The 17807-nt window shown below is 41.0% G+C and carries 14 protein-coding genes; 5 read left to right on the forward strand and 9 right to left on the reverse strand.

Annotated elements, in window-relative coordinates:
- The first annotated feature begins 4 nt into the window (after nucleotides 1-4).
- The 3 genes from ADHAQ_RS0100755 (at nucleotide 5) to ADHAQ_RS0100765 (ending at nucleotide 2293) form a co-directional block, all read left to right on the forward strand.
- Nucleotides 5-868 (forward strand): PAS domain-containing protein, encoded by an 864-nt coding sequence (locus ADHAQ_RS0100755; protein WP_026461305.1) that lies wholly within the window; start codon nucleotides 5-7, stop codon nucleotides 866-868.
- 237 nt (nucleotides 869-1105) lie between these two features.
- On the forward strand, nucleotides 1106-1303 hold the full coding sequence (locus ADHAQ_RS0100760; protein WP_157433304.1) for a hypothetical protein: 198 nt from the start codon (nucleotides 1106-1108) through the stop codon (nucleotides 1301-1303).
- Nucleotides 1304-1654: 351 nt separating this feature from the next.
- Nucleotides 1655-2293: a DUF305 domain-containing protein gene (locus ADHAQ_RS0100765; RefSeq protein WP_026461307.1), complete on the forward strand. Its 639-nt coding sequence runs from the start codon at nucleotides 1655-1657 to the stop codon at nucleotides 2291-2293.
- 29 nt (nucleotides 2294-2322) lie between these two features.
- Here ADHAQ_RS0100765 and ADHAQ_RS0100770 read toward each other — a convergent pair whose 3' ends face one another.
- The 7 genes from ADHAQ_RS0100770 to ADHAQ_RS0100800 form a co-directional block, all read right to left on the reverse strand.
- Nucleotides 2323-4782 carry a TonB-dependent receptor gene (locus ADHAQ_RS0100770; RefSeq protein ID WP_026461308.1) on the reverse strand — a complete coding sequence of 820 codons (2460 nt, stop codon included), beginning with the start codon at nucleotides 4780-4782 and terminating at the stop codon, nucleotides 2323-2325.
- A 184-nt stretch (nucleotides 4783-4966) separates the two neighbouring features.
- On the reverse strand, nucleotides 4967-6952 hold the full coding sequence (locus ADHAQ_RS0100775; protein ID WP_026461309.1) for a heavy metal translocating P-type ATPase: 1986 nt from the start codon (nucleotides 6950-6952) through the stop codon (nucleotides 4967-4969).
- A gap of 10 nt (nucleotides 6953-6962) precedes the next feature.
- Nucleotides 6963-7334, reverse strand: a complete 372-nt coding sequence (locus tag ADHAQ_RS0100780) for a DUF3703 domain-containing protein (RefSeq protein WP_026461310.1) — start codon at nucleotides 7332-7334, stop codon at nucleotides 6963-6965.
- 59 nt (nucleotides 7335-7393) lie between these two features.
- Nucleotides 7394-7810 carry a Fur family transcriptional regulator gene (locus ADHAQ_RS0100785; protein ID WP_026461311.1) on the reverse strand — a complete coding sequence of 139 codons (417 nt, stop codon included), beginning with the start codon at nucleotides 7808-7810 and terminating at the stop codon, nucleotides 7394-7396.
- Nucleotides 7811-7820: 10 nt separating this feature from the next.
- The gene (locus tag ADHAQ_RS0100790) at nucleotides 7821-9053 is read right to left on the reverse strand and encodes an efflux RND transporter periplasmic adaptor subunit (protein ID WP_026461312.1); all 1233 of its coding nucleotides are present in this window, start codon (nucleotides 9051-9053) and stop codon (nucleotides 7821-7823) included.
- Nucleotides 9054-9077: 24 nt separating this feature from the next.
- A complete protein-coding gene (locus ADHAQ_RS0100795; protein WP_026461313.1) occupies nucleotides 9078-13472 on the reverse strand; it encodes a CusA/CzcA family heavy metal efflux RND transporter in 4395 nt (1464 codons plus the stop codon).
- Nucleotides 13473-13617: 145 nt separating this feature from the next.
- On the reverse strand, nucleotides 13618-13974 hold the full coding sequence (locus ADHAQ_RS0100800; protein ID WP_026461314.1) for a DUF6660 family protein: 357 nt from the start codon (nucleotides 13972-13974) through the stop codon (nucleotides 13618-13620).
- Between the two features lie 237 nt (nucleotides 13975-14211).
- Here ADHAQ_RS0100800 and ADHAQ_RS0100805 point away from each other — a divergent pair, with 237 nt between their 5' ends.
- Nucleotides 14212-14673, forward strand: a complete 462-nt coding sequence (locus ADHAQ_RS0100805; protein ID WP_051359637.1) for a LexA family protein — start codon at nucleotides 14212-14214, stop codon at nucleotides 14671-14673.
- A complete protein-coding gene (locus tag ADHAQ_RS0100810) occupies nucleotides 14670-15938 on the forward strand; it encodes a Y-family DNA polymerase (RefSeq protein WP_026461316.1) in 1269 nt (422 codons plus the stop codon). The genes ADHAQ_RS0100805 and ADHAQ_RS0100810 overlap by 4 nt, the downstream gene beginning before the upstream one ends.
- A 33-nt stretch (nucleotides 15939-15971) precedes the next feature.
- On the opposite strand, the gene ADHAQ_RS0100815 is transcribed toward ADHAQ_RS0100810, so the two are convergent.
- The gene (locus tag ADHAQ_RS0100815) at nucleotides 15972-16622 is read right to left on the reverse strand and encodes a hypothetical protein (RefSeq protein ID WP_026461317.1); all 651 of its coding nucleotides are present in this window, start codon (nucleotides 16620-16622) and stop codon (nucleotides 15972-15974) included.
- Between the two features lie 105 nt (nucleotides 16623-16727).
- Nucleotides 16728-17807, reverse strand: a complete 1080-nt coding sequence (locus ADHAQ_RS0100820) for an SIR2 family protein (protein WP_026461318.1) — start codon at nucleotides 17805-17807, stop codon at nucleotides 16728-16730.

A 17807-nucleotide genomic window follows, 5' to 3' on the forward strand; every position in this document is an offset into this window, starting at 1 on the left:
AGAAATGAATGTAAATACACCTGTTGATCACGCTTTGCTTTCATTATTGGTACAACGCTCAAATGATTTTATTGGTGCCGCTAACACAAACGGAGAAGTATATTTTTTAAACCCGGCGGCTTTACACATGGTTGGCCTGCCTGATTTAGAAAAAGCCCAAGGACTGCAGGTAAAAGATTTCTTTATGCCGGCTTATCACGAGAAATTGGAAAATGAGGTTTTCCCGACGGTTCAAAAGCAAGGTTATTGGATTGGAGAATTAGCTTTCCGGCATTTCGAAACCGGCCAACCGATACCGGTTATGTACCAAATTTTTACCTTAAATGATCCTGTTACAAGTGAAATCACGGGCTATGCTACTGCTTCGCATAATTTAACCGCTTACAAACAATCAGAAGAAAAATACCGCTTTGTTACGGACGCTATGCCTCAATTAGTATGGACTACCGACGAAAAAGGGTATCATGATTTTTTTAATCAACAGTGGGTAGATTTTACCGGTTACACGGTGGCCGATAGCTTAGGTACGGAAATGTGGAATAATTTACTGCATCCCGATGACCAGGACCGGGCAGCCCAGGTATGGCAACATTCTTTAGCTACAGGAGAACCTTATGAAATTGAATACCGTTTTAAACGGGTCAGCGATGGTATGTGGCGTTGGTTTTTAGCAAGGGCTTTGCCCATGCGCGATGATCTGGGCCGTATTTACCGGTGGTTTGGCACCTGCACCGATATTAATGAATTATACAGTATGCGGGAGCAACTCAAAACGTCTTACGCTGATTTGGAGGCAAAAGTGCAGTTCCGGACACTTGCATTGGAAAAGGAGGTTAATGTCTTGAAAGAAAAGTTGGCTAATAAATAAGTATTACGTTCAATTTATACAAATAATAATGCCCTTGATTTGATTTTTACAATAACTTTTTATAAATGGTTTATACCAAATAGTTATCTCTTGAATCAAATCCTACAGATAGAAATTATCTGCAATATAGGAAGTTGATTCCGGCTTTATACGTATCAATTTATGTTTTTTACATTTACCATTTTACGTATTATTTTTTTGCTAAAGTCCGTATTCACTAGTTTAAAAGTTGCAATAATGATAACTAAGAAAGAATTTAAAAAAGCTTCTTTGCGATTAGAAGAAGTTAAAGATGCGATGCCGGGCACTAAAGAAGCCAAAGAATTAAGGTCAGTGACGTCCTTGATTGCCGAATATTATAAGCAAAGTACCGATCATAGGAATACCCATTCTAGTATTAGCACAATTAATAATGTAGAATCAAAAGTAGAGTAAAAAGTAAAAAAGGTCTATCATCACAATTCACTTTAAATGGTATTTTAATTATTGATTCTTATAAAAGAATCGGGTTAGTGGCAATTAATTTTATTAATAAGCTAAAATTCTATTTAACATAATGAAAGTTATAAGCCTTTTAAAAACCTACAAATTTAACTCATTTTAGCATATTTTTCAGATTTTAAGTTTTGTTATTTAACATAATATTTTAAAAATTTAAATTACATATATTAGCTAAAATTTGAAATTTTAATTTCATAACAAAATAGAAAGCTTTAACCAATACTATAAAGACACTATTAGCGTACTTCTATTTGAATCGGGAGGTTTGATAATAAATACCTGTACATGAAGATAAATGAGTATAAAAAATACTTCTTTCTATTCTATATCTTATTAACTTCTAACGGCTTTTGGTCCTGCCAAAGTAATTCAGATAATCACTTTAGAAGAGACCAGAAAGTAGGTAAGGAAAACAATTATTCAGGAAATAAATCTGATAAAAACTCCAATTATACAAGGTTAGATACTGCCATTACCGCTAACCACCCCGACCATGATTTTGTGCATTTTATGATTTCTCAACACAATATGGCTATCAATTTAGCCAATGAAGAAATAAAAAATGGTCAGAATAAGGCCTTAAAAGAAGTAGCTAATCATATTATCAATCACCATTCAGAAGAAAAAACGTTTTTAGATAAAGCGGCTGCCCGGATTGATAAGGAAAAAGAAGATGAGCGGGTAGCCTCTGTTTTGCATCAAAAGTTAAAAATGGGCATTGATGCCATGAGCAAGCAATTAAAGGCGGTAGAGCAAATAGAAAGTCTGGATGCAAAGTTTAAAGCCCAAATTATCATTAATCACCAAACCTCCATTGATGTTGCCGAAGCGTACCTGCGTTTTGGATTGGACCCTGAATTGAAAAACTACGCCGGAAGGTTAATAAAAGACCATTCGGCGGAAATTATGCAATTACAAAAGTAAACTGATTCAAATAATATGCTTTCCTAAATTTAAAACGGAATGATAACCTTAACACTCATATTCCGCCCCATATTATAAATACCTAAGCGGCCATTCGGCGAATGCTGATAATATTCAAAATATCGTAGCCGGTTTAAATGCGATTGATAGGCTTTATCAAAAACATTATTTACCTGAAAAAAAAGTTGTGCCAACGTTCTGCCCGATGATTGTTTAATATTGCTGCCAAAGCCTACGTTTATTAAGTTGTATGCTTTAGAAGGCTTTTCGGTATTGTCTACCGCGTAAATATTTTCTTGTTTGGAGTAAGCATTTAATTCCGCACGGGCATATAAGCCAGTGAAGGAACCAAGGGTTTTGCGTAAAGTGGCTCTGACTTCGGACCGGACCTGTAAAGGCAAAATAAAGGGCAAATACCTGGCGGCATCACCATATTGCTCAATTAATTTATCATTCTTATTTAACCCTTTCACGTAGGAAATACTATTGTTAAAAGTAAGCCATTTTATTACTTCCGGATGTAGGTTTACTGTTGCTTCCCCGCCATATAGCTGGGCTTTAGATTGCTGATATTTATAAAATAAGTTACCTTCACTATCTAACACCGGCTGCCCTTGCTCATTTGTTTCGCGGGCTTGAAAAATATAATTGGTAATCCTGTTATCGAATAACTCCAGACTAACATCCATATTTTTCAGATAACCCAGGAAGCTGATATCCTTCTGGAAATTGAATTCAGGCACGAAATCCCGGTTTCCCTGGTAGCGAATGTGTGCGCCGGGGTCCAGGCCGTTGGCTCCTACTTCATTTATATTCGGCGACCGGTAACCACGGGCAAAATTTGCCTTTACTAATACCCGTTCGCTCAGGCTATAAGTTCCCCCAATACTCCCGGAAATGCCGTGGTACCGATGGCTAAATTCCGCAAACTGGTTGTAAGCGCCTGGGGTAGCTGCTTCTACCCTACGACCTAAATTACTGGAATTAGTACTGGTGAAAAAATCATTCCAGGCTAACTTCCGGGTATCGTAACGGATTCCACCGGAAATATCAACTTTTCCAAAATTCTTCTTTGTAAAAATAAAGGCTCCCACATCAAACAGGTTGTAGTCCGGAATAGGAAAGTTGAGTGCATCTTTATTTTTATTCTCTTGGTACATACCGTTAACGCCCACTGATGTTTCAAAGGCATTCCAGGCTGGTAAATTGTACCGGAAATCGTAGTTCACAGTATTTAACACCAGGAACAAAGCGGCCTGCCCGGTGTTAACCGGCGATAAAAATTCCCGGCGGTTACTTTGCTGAAAACCTAACGTAGCATTAATATTTCCTTCCCCGATAATATACTGGTTATGGGAATAAAACCGGTAATGCTTGATAGATTGATGTAAATCATCGATTTGATAAGATTTTAACCGGCTTTCCGGTACTATTGGCCGGTTTTTAATATCATCGCGGGCATCATCAAAAATGGGGTAAGTAAACTTGCGGCTTAACGAATCGCGGCTGCCGTCCGGAATCTCCTGTTGGTTGTTGTAATAAGTAGTAGACAGTTGCGAAAAACCCCAAGACTTATCTACCCGAACCGTACCGGATAAATTGTATTCGCGGAAACCAGAGCCATACACATACCCATCTATTTTATTCCGGTAATCGTGGGCTCTTTTCTGCGAACCCCGGACGGAATACCGCCAGCCATTTTTAGAATAAGAGGTACCCAGAGAACTAGCAAACAGCCCGTTATTACTTTGATAATCCAGTAGTAAATCACCTTTAGGCACGCCATCAACGCCTTTGGGTACTGCCGGAATCATATTGATAACGCCGGCTAATGCATCGGAGCCATAAGTTAAACTAGCAGGCCCCTTTACTACTTCTGCCTTTTCAATTCCGTACTGGTCAACTTCAGTGCCGTGTTCATCTCCCCATTGCTGCCCCTCCTGCCGAACACCGTCGTACATATTTAAAACCCGGTTATAGCCTAAACCCCGGATAAAGGGTTTTGAAATATTGGGTCCAGTACTGGTAGCACTTACGCCGGGTACCCCTTTCACAATGGCATCAATTATATTGCTGTTAATATTAATATCTATTTCTTTCTTGGAAATAGTAGCAATGGGAATAGGACTTCTTTTTACTTCGGTCGCGCGTGTTACCCCGGTTACTACCACTTCATTCAGTTTAGAAGTAGTTTCGGAAAGCGTAATATTTAAGGTAACAGTTGCCCCGGCAGAAATGGTAACGGGAATTTTTAAATTCTGAAAACCTACACTGGAGGCTCCTAATTCATAGGTGCCCGGAGGAACATTCTTAATTTCAAATAAACCTATATCGCTGGAAGTACCCCCCAGTTGAGTACCGATAATTCCAATGGAGGCATAAGGCAGCGGTTCGCCATTAGCAGAAATCTTCCCTTTTACAGAGCCGCTTTGAGCAAAACACGAAAACAAAGGAAATATAAGTAAGGATAAAGTAAATATTTTATTCATACACAGGAGGTTAAACCACCTCTTTTAATTATTAAGCAAACCTAAACAATTTAAACATATTACTTGAAATTATTTTTTAGGTTACTCTAAATTTGTAATAATATTAATTTGTTTAACCCATTTTTAAACAAAAAAGCCCTTCACAATATGTAAAAGGCTTTATTATTAAATTAAAATAAACTGATTAAAATTTCATGCGCTGAATTCGGACCGCATTTAATATCGCTAAAAACGCTACTCCTACATCGGCAAAAACAGCCTCCCACATAGAAGCAACTCCAAAAGCTCCGAAAGCCAGCACTAACGCTTTTACTCCGAAAGCCAAGCCAATATTCTGCCATACTACCCGATTCGTACTTTTACCGATGTTAATGGCCGTAGCAATTTTAGAAGGCTGGTCGTTTTGAATCACCACATCGGCAGTTTCAATAGCGGCATCCGAACCCAAGCCTCCCATGGCAATGCCTACGTCAGCCAGCGCAATAACCGGGGCATCATTGATACCATCGCCCACGAAAGCAATATTTTTACCTACCTTTTTCAAGGCTTCTACCTTGCTTACTTTATCTTCCGGAAGTAACCCGCCAAAAGCCTGGTCGATGTTTAAGGATTGGGCCACCTTCTGCACAATAGAATCTTTATCCCCGGAAAGCATAACAATGGTCTTAATACCCAAAGACCGTAATTGCTCGATGGAGGCTTTAGCATCTTCTTTAATTTTATCGGCAATGGTGATGTAACCGGTATATTGGTTATTGATGGCCACGAGCACAATACTTTCCACAATGGCATCTATTTCAGCCGGATAGGCTACGTTGAATTTCTTTAATAATTTCCCGTTGCCGACTAACAGCATTTTATCATCTACTTTACCTTTTAAGCCGTGGCCGGATATTTCTTCTACCTCCGAAATGTTTTTCTTTTGGTAGCTGTTACCAGCATGCGCTACAACCGCTAAGGCAATCGGGTGGGTAGATTTACTTTCCAGGGCTGCGGTAAGATTCAGGAACTCGGTTTTATCTAAGCCATTAACCTGAACTTCCTGCACTTGGAAAACGCCTTCGGTTAGGGTGCCTGTTTTATCCATTACCACAGTATCTATCTTAGTCATTAAATCCAGGTAATTGGAGCCTTTAAACAAGATGCCGTTTTTAGATGCAGCGCCAATTCCGCCAAAATATCCCAACGGAATCGAGATTACCAAGGCGCAGGGGCAGGAAATTACCAGGAAGATTAAGGCCCGGTAAAGCCAGTCATTAAAAACATAATCAGAAACAAAGAAATAAGGTATAATAGTGAGACCAATGGCCAGAAATACTACCACCGGGGTATAAACTTTAGCAAAGCGGGTAATAAATTGCTGGGTTTTAGCTTTTTGGCTACTGGCTTTTTCTACTAACTCCAAAATCTTGGATAGAGCGCTGTTCTCGTAAGTTGAGGTAACTTTTAACTGAATTACCTGGTCCAGGTTAATCATCCCGGCCAAAACTTTTTCACCTTTACTTTTAGTATCTGGTTTTGATTCGCCGGTGAGCGCTGCGGTGTTAAACGAGGACTGTTCGGTAAGTAATTCGCCGTCTAAGGCAACTTTCTCGCCGGGTTTAATTTCAATGATATCGTCTAGTTTTACTTCTTTCGGATTTACCGGCGTAACTTGACCTCCCTGCACCAAGCCGACAATTTCCGGCCGGTTATCAATCAAGGCTTTTATTGATTTACGCGACCGGGCGACCGCTGCTTCCTGGAAATGCTCGCCAATTACATAAAACAACATCACCGCTACTCCCTCGGCATATTCGCCAATATAAAACGCGCCGATGGTGGCCAAACCCATTAAAAAGAACTCATTAAAGATTTCGCCCTTCGCTATGTTTTTAACCGCATGGAGTAATACTTTGCCCCCTACTAATAAATATGCTACGCCAAAAACAGCTATCCTGATATACCCGGTAAACCAGTCAACTTTAAAATAGTCCAATCCAATGCCCGTAAGCAGCAAAACCAGACTTATAATAGTCGGAATATAAGAGCTGCTGCCGTGGTCTTCGTGTTCCGGCTCCGGTGAAAGGGAAATGGCTTTGGTAGGCCCTGGCTGCTCCGCCGTCCGGGGAGAAGTTATTTCCATGGGTTGTAAAGGCGCACTTGGCGTTTTATCGTTAGTTGGGGTCATTATTTTTAATTTAATTACTAGAAGCTTGTCTGATTATTTGTTGCAAATCATTCGGGATTGGCATGGGTTTCCAAGGCCTTACATTGGCTCCACCGGTGTTCCCGACAGGTATGGTTCCGGCCCAGGATTTTACGCCTCCAACGAGCAACCGGGGTATTTGCCCGAATATTTCTTTTATATTCCGGGTTTTAATACCAAATAGAAGCATTTCAAAATGGACTGCAGAATGTTCCCTAGGATAGGGCTGGCCTAAAATATGAGCCCGCTCCAAATACGGCCAGGCCTGCATAAAATCACCTTTTAATAAATTTTCCTGGTATTTACTCAATTCATGCTGGTAGAAGGGTACCAACTTTTCCGGCATTTCCCAATTGAATTTCATAGTATCTATTTTATTCTAAGACAAAGATAAATCCGGATAACCTGCAACTGCATTGCATATTACCTGGTGCATTTACTGCAAATCCCTTTCACCATCAGATTGACTTCCTCTGTTTTAAAGTTTTCCGGTAAAGCAATTTCCGGAATGTGGGACTTGGGAAGGCAAAAGGTTTCGCGGCACTGGTTACAAAAGAAATGGACGTGTAAATCGTGGTGTTCTTCAGTTGAACAATCATCCGGACACAGGGCATATTTTACCGAACCACTGCCGTCATCTATACTATGAACTAATCCTTTTTCCTCAAAGGTTTTCAAAGTCCGGTAAAGTGTAATCCGGTCCGAACGCATAAAATAGGTTTCCAGATTATTCAGTGAAACGGCAGCGGTTTGGTTAAGTAAATAATCCAATACCAATAACCGCATGGCCGTGGGCCGGATATTTTTCTGGGTTAGGGTTGTATCTAAATCTGGTCGCATTTTTATATAATTAATGACCGTGGCCCTCACCTTCTTCTTCGGTATTCTTCATCTTGGCCAGTAAGGAATAAGCACCTTTCACCGCAATTTGCTCCTGAATATTAGCCGGTTCAATTATTTCCGTGTAACCGCTTTCGGTTACCCCTTTGCGTACCTCCATCATTTCAAAATCGCGCATTTTTTCGCCGGCTTCGGTACGCTCTCCTTTGTAAACAAAGATGTAATCCTTCCCCTCGGATTGTACGATTGCTTCCTGCGGTAAAGCCGGTACTGTATTCAGATTCAGCTCAATAAATGCCTTCACGTACATACCAGGGATTAGCTGTTCTTCTTCCCGGTCTAAATGGGCATGAACCCGCACGGTACGCTCGGCACTAATTTCCCGACCGATTAAATGCAGCGTGGCCATCCGCTCCCGGCCAGATTCATTGGGCAAGGTGAAGCGCACTTTCTGGCCAACTTTTAACTTGGTTATATCTTTTTCAAATACCGTCAGCTCCACGTGTAAGTGGTCCGTATCGACTATTTTAAACATCACATCCGTGGGCGTTACATAACTACCCCGGTTGGTATTTACTTCGGTTACATACCCATTTATAGGCGAATACACCGGCAACGTCCGGGTTATTCTATTCGCCTGCACCCGGCTAGGTGAAAGCCCAATATGCGCCAGTTGTTGTTTCAGGCCATTTACCCGGCTTTGCATCGCTTTGTATTGCGCCGTTACCTGCTGTAAGTTTTTGAGCGGCCCTACCTGCTCCCTGGCTAATTCCTTCTGGCGTTCATATTCCAACGCCAGAAACTCTAACTGGCTTTTGCTTTCCAGGTAGTCCTGCTGAATGGATATAAATTCCGGGTTTTCAACCATAGCGACCAATTGACCCTTTTTAACCCGCATCCCCTGGAGTAAATCCGTGCTTTTCACAAACCCGCCTAAAGGGGCACTCACCGATACCAGGTTTTGCGGCGGTACATCGAGTAAGCCATTTACTGCAATAACACTGCTTAGATTTTTAGAAGTAATATTACCCAGCTCCACTTTGCCAATGACAAATTGCTCCGAAGTCAGTTCTACCGCGGTTTCGCTTTCTTCGTGTGCTTCTTCCTGGCCTTCTTTATGTTCACCTTCTTTTTCAGAATGCTCCCCGGCTTCCGGTTTTTCTTTTTTACTTTCTGTGTTTTTATCGTTGCAGGCAACCGCTAGAAAAACACTAATAAGTAGGATATATATTTTAGATTTCATTTTCTTAATGATTGATGTATAAACTTATTGACCGGAAATAAACTCCAGGTTAATGGCCGCTTCATTGTATTGCTGCAACGCTTCTAAATGATTTTCTTTAATGGCCAATGCCCGGTTCAGGCTTTGTACATATTCCTGGTAATCAATCACCCCGTTTTTAAAGCCTTTCTCGGCGTGGTCAATAATTAAATTGGCCAGAGGCAAACCGGTTTGTTCGTAATAAGCCAAGTTCAATTCCTGTTTATTTAACCGTTGTGCTGCTAATTTTAGCTGCGTACTAAACTGCGTTTGCTGAAACCGGTAATTGGCATCTGCTAATTTCTCCTGGTATTGCGCGGCCTTGATGCGGGCCGAACTGGCCTTATACCAAATGGGAATAGCAACTCCCACCTGCACCCCGGTAAAGCGGTCGCCGCCGGTAAAATTCTGCTCCACACCGTTTACATTCTGCAAGCCAATAATAGACTGGTTAAAATAGCCCAGGTTAAAATCCGGGAGCAACCTGGATTTTTCTAACCTGGTTTGCCATTGTGCTACTTCTTTTTGTTGCTGAAAAATAGCTAGCTGCGGCTGGCCGGCCAGTACCGCAGTATCCGGCACATTTACTGGCATCCGGTATAATGGGGTATTTGCAATTGTAACCGGCGTTGTGCTTTGTAAAAGGCTTTGCAATTGGGTCGTATAAATTTGCCTCTCGGCCTGGGTTTGCGCGATGGCGTTTCTTACTTCCACCTGCTGCGCCTGCGCGGTGGCTTTTTCCAGTAAACCGGTTTCCCCGGTGCGTAACCGGATAGTGCTGGCTCGAAGGAAACTGCTGTATAAGCTATCCTGGTACTGCAAAAGCCGCAATTTTGCCTGGAGGTAAATTAATTCCTGGTAAGCATTTTTCACTTCCCGAACTAACTCACGCTGCCGGATGGATAAATTTAATTCACTTCCCCGGATAGTTGCTTTTGCTAACCGGGCCTGGTTCGTATAAACCGAAGGGAAAGCAAATGACTGGCTGATTGTAAAATTATTATCCCGGTTTACCGAGTTAATTTGCCCGTAGACAAGCTCAATATTGGTTTTACTTAAATCAAGAGCTGCGCCCTGCAAACTTTTATTCGCAGAAATCTGGTAATTGGCCGCCTGGATGCTGCTGTTTTGATTTAAAGCTTGCTCGATGGCCTGCGGCAACGTCAGCGGAGATCCGGAGGATTGCGCTTTAACTTTATCCGGCACTAATAATCCTATTCCGATTAATAAGCATATAACAGAAGCTGCTCCCAGACCAGAAATATTATCAGGATGGTTATTAGCCTTTTTTTCTAAAAATCGCTCTAATAAAATATACAGAATGGGCAAAACCACTAAGGTTAATAAGGTAGCGGAAACCAGTCCTCCGATTACTACGGTGGCTAATGGCTTTTGAACCTCTGCCCCCGCGGTATTGGAAAGAGCCATTGGTAAAAATCCTAAAGAAGCTACCAACGCCGTCATAATTACCGGGCGCAAACGAACTTCGGTACCCACCAGCACCCGCTGTTTTAAATCTGTCATACCTTCGCTTTTAAGTTGATTAAAATAACTAATGAGTACAATGCCGTTTAACACGGCTACACCAAATAAGGCAATAAATCCTACTCCAGCCGAGATACTAAACGGCATCCCGCGTAGCCACAAAGCCAGAATGCCACCAATTGCAGAAAGCGGAATGGCCGTAAAAATCAGAATACTCTGGGCTATGGATTTGAAGGTAAAAAACAGCAATAAAAAGATAAGCAGTAACGCCACCGGTACTGCAACCGAAAGGCGCTCTTTTGCTTTTTGTAAATTTTCAAATTGGCCACCGTACGTTACATAGTAGCCAGTAGGCAACTTTATCTTACCTTCTACTTTTTCCTGCAGTTCCGCTACAATGCTTTCTACATCCCGGCCCCTAACGTTAAAACCTATAGTAATTCGGCGTTTGGCATCGTCTCTTTGAATTTGGCTCGGACCGGTTTTAAAGGCTACCTGAGCTACTTGCTCTAACGGCACCTGGTCGCCGTGGGGCGTGGTTACGTATAAACCTTGCACATCTTCCAGGCTTTGGCGGTTCGCAGATGCCAGGCGTACTACTACCTCAAATCGGCGCTCGCCTTCGTAAATTACCCCAGCCGATTGCCCGGCAAAACCGGTTTGAATAGCCCGGTTTACGTCTTCAATGTTTAAACCAAACTGGGCAATTTTATCCCGGTCAAACGTGATAACGATTTGCGGCAAGCCGGTAATCTGCTCTACATACAAATCCGCAGCTCCTTCCACTGTTGAAACTATTTTACCAATTTTACCCGCCTGTTCGCTTAAAATATCTAAATCTTCGCCGTATATTTTTAAAACCACATCCTGCCGGGCGCCGCTCATTAATTCGTTAAAGCGCATCTGAATAGGTTGCTGAAAACCAAAAGTAACGCCCGGAATTGCTTCCAAAGCTTCCGCCATTTTATCCGCTAGTTCTTCGGAATCATCAGCTTTTGTCCATTCGTCTTTATCTGTTAGAATAATCATTAAGTCGCAGGCTTCCACCGGCATGGGGTCGGTAGGTATTTCCCCCGAACCGATTTTGGCCACTACCTGGCTTACTTCATCCGGAAATTTCCTTAAGAGAATTTCGGAGGCCTGACCGGCAGCTTCGATGGTTTGCGTAATCGAACTACCGCTCATTACCCTGGTTTCCACCGCAAAATCACCTTCGGATAGAGAAGGTATAAATTCGCCGCCCATACGCGTAAAAAGTAACAGGCTGCCTAAAAACAACAATAAGGAAGAAATTAAAACCACTGCTTTACGCCGGATGGCAAACGCAATCATCGGTACATATACCCGGTGAAAGAATCCCATTATCCGGTCGGCAATGGTTTTCCGATGGTCTATTTTTTTACTAAGAAAGAGTGCCGAAACCATGGGTACATAGGTAAGGGAAAGAATGAATGCCCCCAGAATTGCAAAGGCTACTGTTTGCGCCATGGGCCGGAACATTTTACCTTCCACCCCTACTAAAGCTAGTATCGGTAAGTACACTATCAGAATAATGATTTCTCCAAAAGCAGCTGAACTCCGGATTTTAGAAGCCGATTCATACACTTCTTCGTTCATTTCGGCCTGGGTAAGTGGCCGTAACAGTTTCCGCGCTCCTAAATGGTGCAAGGTTGCTTCCACAATAATTACAGCACCGTCTACTATCAGTCCGAAGTCAATAGCTCCTAAACTCATAAGGTTGCCCGATACGCCGAACAAATTCATCAGGGAAATGGCGAACAACATCGCCAGGGGAATTACTGAGGCTACAATTAAGCCGGCTCGCCAGTTACCTAAAAGTAAAACCAGTACAAAAATAACAATGAGCGCTCCTTCGGCCAGGTTTTTGGTTACCGTACCGATGGCGTTATTTACCAGTTTGGACCGGTCCAGAAACGGCTCTATTACTACACCTTCCGGCAAGGTCTTTTCTATCGTAGTTACTTTTGCTTTTACGGCTTTAATTACCTGGGAAGCATTAGCTCCTTTCAGCATTAATACCAGGCCCCCTACCACCTCGCCTTCGGTATTACGGGTCATAGCTCCGTACCGGACGGCGCTGCCAAACTGTACCGTAGCTACATCTCGGATAAGTACCGGCACCCCGTCTTCGTGGGATTTAACGACAATCTTCTGGATATCTTCAATGCTCCCGGCTAAGCCTTCACTGCGGATAAAATAAGCATTAGGTTTGCGGTCGATGTAAGCGCCACCGGTATTCTGGTTGTTTTTCTCCAGGGCGGTAAAAATATCGCTGATACTTATATTCAGGCTGCGTAGCTTTTCCGGTTCAATGGCAATTTCGTACTGCTTCACGTGACCGCCGAAACTGCTGACATCGGCTACACCAGGAGTTCCCAACAATTGCCGGCGTACAATCCAATCCTGGAGGGTGCGCAATTCCATATCGGAATATTTCTTGGCTGCTCCTTCTTTGGAATGGAGTACATATTGATAAATCTCCCCTAGCCCGGTAGAAACCGGCGCTAATTCCGGAGAGCCCACCCCTTCTGGTATTTGGCCTTCTGCTTCTTTTAATCGTTCGGATACCTGCTGCCGGGCCCAGTAAATATCTACCTCGTCTTTAAATACAATAGTTACTACCGATAAACCAAAGCGCGAAAAAGAGCGGATTTCTTCAATATCCGGAATGGTAGACATCGTTACTTCCACCGGGAAAGAAATAAGGCGCTCTACTTCCTGGGCTGCTAAAGATGGGCTTTGCGTGATTACCTGTACCTGGTTATTGGTAATATCCGGTACGGCATCAATCGTTAATTGCGTTACCGAATAACCTCCCCAGATAATCAGGGCCAGGGTAAACAGCCCCACAATTAATTTATTGTGAATAGAAAAATGAATAATGCGGTCAAGCATATGGATTTACTTTAAATCAAACTTTTAAGAAATATCCTGCCTTAAAACCAATAGGTATAGCCAGCCGGTTAGCTGAAAATAAGAATAGCCATAAGTGCAAAGATTCCTTTCGGGAACTTCACATAGCAGGTAGAAAAAAGTAGATTTAAAGTTTAGGCGGTTGCCAGATAGAAAAAGAAGGGTATAAAACGGCATCCGGCTGGTGAACCGGAGCTATGGTAATAACTTTAAAAACCGGAAGGCTGGTTTTATGAAAAGCAGTTTGCAAAGCAAAACCGGCACAGCAATTACAAATACAGAGCGGAGAACATAAATCTGCTGCCGGGGCATGATTGTCTGAATCCGGATTAGTTTGAATACTGGTTTGCACAGACGTATCAACCTCTGGTGCGGCATCGGCACAGGGAATACATGATATGACTATCATGAAAATACTCAGAAGAATAGCAAACCATTTCATCTGCTGCAATATTAATAAAAATTCAATGCAATTGGATTGCATTATTAAAAAAGGTAAACGGATGAAAATATATTTTGATATAAAAAGCTTTAATTCTGTCTTTTATAATCCAGTGCCTTATCTCCGAATAGGGGTTTTACAATTGCAAACGCTATAATAATACTCACTAATTAAGTGTTGAAACAGCAAGAAAAATAATATTCTTAGCAATATTTTGCGTTTATGATTAGCAAAAAACTATTTTTGTTCGTAAATGCTAAATATATTAGCTTTAAATATATGATTCTTACTGATAAGCAGGCTCCTTTAAAAAACACTTCTGATTTTATATTGCTTGGCTACGAAGAAGAAACAATGTTGCCTTTATTTGGCTCTCATGTGAAAGCCGGGTTTCCGTCGCCAGCCGAAGATTATGCGGAAGAGCGCATCAGCCTCCTGAAATTCCTCTCCGGTAACCCCACGGCCACCTTTTATGTGATACTAGAAGGCGATTCCATGATTGATTTTAATTTATTTGAAGGCGATTTATTAGTAATCGACCGGTCGCTGGAAGTACGTTCCGGCGATATCATACTGGCTAACCTGGATAATGAATATACGGTGAAGAAATTGGAAATACTTGAAGATGGGGCACGCCTGGTACCGGGTAATAAAAAGTACGCTCCCATTACAATTTCCAAGGATTTAGAAGTACTGGTTTGGGGGGTGGTACGGGGTATAGCAAGGAGATTTCGAAAATGACCGGTTTAAAATTACATGCAGATATTAACAACTGCTATGCTTCTATATTTCGGATATTTATGCCGGAACTAAATGGTGAGCCGTTGGCTGTTCTTTCTAATAATGACGGCTCTATAATTGCCCGCTCCCAGGAAGCCAAAGACTTAGGTATTATTATGGGCCAGCCCCTTTTTGAGGCGAAACCCATAATTGACAGATACGGGGTTAAAGTTCTCTCCAGTAATTATCCGTTGTTTCATGATATGAGTACCCGCTTCCATCATACGCTGGGCACCTTTTCCCCCAGTCAGGAAATTTACAGTATTGATGAAGGATTCTTAGACCTAAGCAATTTCTATAAAACTGACTTAAAGGAATACGGCTGCACTATCAAAAAAACAGTTTGGAAATGGCTGGGCTTGCCCATCTGCGTAGGCATTGCGCCAACAAAAACACTGGCTAAACTGGCCAATCGCATTGCTAAAAAATCAACCAAAGCAAAAGGGGTACTGGTTTTAAATACAGAAGCGCATATTAAAGCGGCCCTGAATATTGTTGATGTGGGAGATGTGTGGGGCATTGGACGCCAATATGCCACTAAGCTCCGGAAGTTTGGGGTGCTTTCTGCGTGGGATTTAGCGAACGTAACTGATAGTTTTGCCAAAAAGGAATTAACCATTGTGGGGTTACGCATTGTAAAAGAGCTGCGCGGCGAAGCCTGCGCGGATCTGGAAATTGAACCACCGGCGAAAAAAGGCATTTGTACCAGCCGGTCTTTTGGTCACCCGGTTACAACTCTGGATTTAATGCAGGAAGCCGTGGCCACTTACATGACGCGCAGCGCCTATAAATTGAGAAGGCAAAAGAGCTTCTGTGCCCAACTTAGTGTTTTCTTTGAAACGAACCCGTTTAACCCGAACGAACCCCAATATAACAATTGCAAAACCATAAAGCTGCCGGTACCCACCAACTCTACCCTGGAATTGGTGAGTTATGCACTTCTGGCTTTAAAAGCCATTTTCCGCAATGGGTATAAATATAAAAAAGCCGGTGTTTACCTAGATGATATTCGTCCAGCTACCGCCATGCAGGGAAATATATTTGATTCCATCGACCGGGGCAAACACCTGGACTTGATGCGTGCTATGGATGTACTAACCAGTAAAATGGGCAGTGGGGTAGTAAAATTAGCTAGCGAAGGCACGGAAAAATCGTGGAAAATGAAGCAGGATTATGGTACAAAGTGTTTTACTACCCGGATGGAAGATATTTTGGTGGTTAGGTAAAATATAAACAAATTAGTATAATTTCTTTTTGAGCTATTTTTTCTTCCTTCTCCGTTTCCTAGAACTTTGATATTCTTCAAATTCTCTTTCTACAATTTGTTCAAGCTGAACTACTCCACTTGAAAAGGCATCACTTGGCGATTCAAATAATTTATTTACCAATAAGTCAGTCTCGCTTTTAGCTGGGTCTGTTTGGGTAAAACAATTAAGTAAAAGATAACCCCGCTCATCGTTTTTTCTGTCAATACCTGGAACAATGTTTATATAATATTCTCGCTCCTCTTCTTCAAATAACACTTTAATCTTGGGATTGAACTTAACTTCTGATTTATCTAAAGATTTTATCTTCGTTTTTTTAACTAAATATATAGTCTCATTTATTAATTCTTCTAACGGTCTACCCCAGCCATCCCTAGAAAATGGAGATTGGATTCTTGAAATTTCGATTCTAATGCTTTTCCTCCCTTTGCCTATTTCCTTGGTGAATTCATAATCAGGCAAATTCTTAATTATTTCACTATTTATTTCAAAGTGCTCATATTCATTTGTAAACCTTATTTGGATAATTTCTTCAAATTCAAATAAGAACACTGGTGCTTGAATGCCTATTGATTTTAAAATCTCAACAATACTATCAGTATCTTCCTTTTTGTATAAGACAATATTAATGTTAGTATAAATCATTAGGCTACTTCTCAAAAATTAAACTGATAATGTATCTATCCGGCAAAATTTTAAATATTTAAGAAGTCTTAATCAGAATATAAGCTAAAAATCAATAAAGGGCACTTAAGGCAAAATAGCTTCATCATCTTCATCAGGAAAAAGAGAAGAGAAATAATCTAAATTTAAATTATTAGTAAAAAACTCTTTTGCTGTAAGATTATTCACCGTGATATTATCACTATTAATTTTTAATAAATTACTTAACTTTTCAATATATGCTTGCTCGTCGAAATTTTCTCCCTCATATACATTTACTAAAAGTCTTTTATTAGTGTCTAATTGAAAAGCACTTTCTAAATTATCATTTATATGCTTATCATAAAATCCATAGCCACTAATAACAATTATTTCTGACCTGATACAGGCTTCCCGGAAAGAATAGAAATAAAATAAATAAGGGTCATAAGATTGTAACTTATTCTGAATTCCAAATATGATTTCCATATTTAATGGGTCAATAGATGAAATTGAATCTGAATAAGTTAATCGGGTTTGCGGGTTCCTTTTCCAATCAAGCGAACCGTGTAGTTTATAAAGAAAGTAACTAATGGCTTGTTCTTGCGATGGCTCGTATCTTCTATAATCCCAAATTTTATCTTCACCAAAGCCGCGTTCAATATTTTCAATCCCTAAGTTTTCTTCAATACACATGTCATAATTAAGGGAAAATATCCTTAATGGCATGGTATATCCAGTTTCCTTCATCTTTCTGTAGTAAGAACTTCTTTTTTTTAAATCATCTGGGCTCAGCCAAATGTTCTTTAGCTTAGTTAATATTTCTTCTTTAAATTTAATAGCCAATTCAAGTTTTGGGCCTGCTACAACCAATAGTTCCTTTTCCCAACTGCCAATGAATGGATATACATCAATGTTTTTATCAGCAATGTTTATAATCACATTTAAAAGCCCTACTAAATTCTCAATGTTAAAATTTAATGATTTAGTATCGATTCCTTTTATTCGCTCTAAATGATAATAAGAACTCTGGATGTAATTGTACAAATCTTTATATTTGGCCCATTCTCCTTTAAGCAAGTTTTCTATAGCTGCTATCATTTGGATTGAATTAAGCATCCCAGCGTCGCAACTTGCCCCGGCTCCTAATAAGATAATAATTTTATCTTCTCCGAATTGCTTTCTCAT

Source organism: Adhaeribacter aquaticus DSM 16391 (assembly GCF_000473365.1).
In the GTDB taxonomy this organism is placed as follows: Bacteria; Bacteroidota; Bacteroidia; order Cytophagales; family Hymenobacteraceae; genus Adhaeribacter; species Adhaeribacter aquaticus.

Bases quoted from the DNA above. Each gene is read 5' to 3' on its own strand.
- ADHAQ_RS0100755 (WP_026461305.1), top strand. From the start codon at position 5: ATGAATGTAAATACACCTGTTGATCACGCTTTGCTTTCATTATTGGTA.
- ADHAQ_RS0100760 (WP_157433304.1), top strand. From the start codon at position 1,106: ATGATAACTAAGAAAGAATTTAAAAAAGCTTCTTTGCGATTAGAAGAA.
- ADHAQ_RS0100765 (WP_026461307.1), top strand. From the start codon at position 1,655: ATGAAGATAAATGAGTATAAAAAATACTTCTTTCTATTCTATATCTTA.
- ADHAQ_RS0100770 (WP_026461308.1), bottom strand. From the start codon at position 4,782: ATGAATAAAATATTTACTTTATCCTTACTTATATTTCCTTTGTTTTCG.
- ADHAQ_RS0100775 (WP_026461309.1), bottom strand. From the start codon at position 6,952: ATGACCCCAACTAACGATAAAACGCCAAGTGCGCCTTTACAACCCATG.
- ADHAQ_RS0100780 (WP_026461310.1), bottom strand. From the start codon at position 7,334: ATGAAATTCAATTGGGAAATGCCGGAAAAGTTGGTACCCTTCTACCAG.
- ADHAQ_RS0100785 (WP_026461311.1), bottom strand. From the start codon at position 7,810: ATGCGACCAGATTTAGATACAACCCTAACCCAGAAAAATATCCGGCCC.
- ADHAQ_RS0100790 (WP_026461312.1), bottom strand. From the start codon at position 9,053: ATGAAATCTAAAATATATATCCTACTTATTAGTGTTTTTCTAGCGGTT.
- ADHAQ_RS0100795 (WP_026461313.1), bottom strand. From the start codon at position 13,472: ATGCTTGACCGCATTATTCATTTTTCTATTCACAATAAATTAATTGTG.
- ADHAQ_RS0100800 (WP_026461314.1), bottom strand. From the start codon at position 13,974: ATGCAATCCAATTGCATTGAATTTTTATTAATATTGCAGCAGATGAAA.
- ADHAQ_RS0100805 (WP_051359637.1), top strand. From the start codon at position 14,212: ATGATTCTTACTGATAAGCAGGCTCCTTTAAAAAACACTTCTGATTTT.
- ADHAQ_RS0100810 (WP_026461316.1), top strand. From the start codon at position 14,670: ATGACCGGTTTAAAATTACATGCAGATATTAACAACTGCTATGCTTCT.
- ADHAQ_RS0100815 (WP_026461317.1), bottom strand. From the start codon at position 16,622: ATGATTTATACTAACATTAATATTGTCTTATACAAAAAGGAAGATACT.
- ADHAQ_RS0100820 (WP_026461318.1), bottom strand. From the start codon at position 17,807: ATGAGAAAGCAATTCGGAGAAGATAAAATTATTATCTTATTAGGAGCC.